Source organism: Paraburkholderia phenoliruptrix (assembly GCF_902859825.1).
GTDB lineage: Bacteria > Pseudomonadota > Gammaproteobacteria > Burkholderiales > Burkholderiaceae > Paraburkholderia > Paraburkholderia phenoliruptrix.
The window spans coordinates 1-603 of sequence record NZ_CADIKB010000127.1 but is presented as its reverse complement, the minus strand read 5'-3'; the positions used below and the strand labels follow the sequence as shown (position 1 = coordinate 603).

General features: G+C 59.5%; 1 pseudogene. It reads left to right on the top strand.

The annotated features are described in order from the left end of the window. Nucleotides 1–603: pseudogene (locus HV711_RS33265) on the top strand (hypothetical protein); the annotation flags it as partial.

Here is a 603-nt window from a genome sequence, read left to right as displayed (position 1 = left end):
GCGGTGATCAACGGCGATGTGAACGTGACGGATAACGGCACGATCAACATTTCCGGTAATGCGGCTGGCAACGGCAGCGGCGTGATCGACACGGGTTCGACCAACATCTCGGGCAACGGCGCAGCCGATATCTCCGGCAATTCGACCAACGGCAACGGCGCGGTGATCAACGGCGACGTGAACGTCAGCGGCAACGGCGCGCTGAACGTCAGCGGCAACACGACCAACGGCACGGGTGTGATCGACAACGGCTCGACCAACATCTCCGGCAACGGCTCGGCCGATATTTCGGGTGACTCGAAGAACGGCAACGGCGCGGTGATCAACGGCGATGTGAACGTGACGGATAACGGCACGCTCAACGTCAGCGGCAACACGACCAACGGCACGGGTGTGATCGTCGGTCCGAACGGTTCCATCGATACCTCCGGTAACGGCTCGACCAATATCAGCGGTGATTCGACCAATGGCATCGGCACGGATATCAATGGTTCGATCAACACGACGGACAACGGCACGACCAACATCAGTGGTAACTCGACCAACGGTACGGGCGTGATCGTCGATCCGAATGGTTCGATCAACACCTCGGGTAATGGCTCG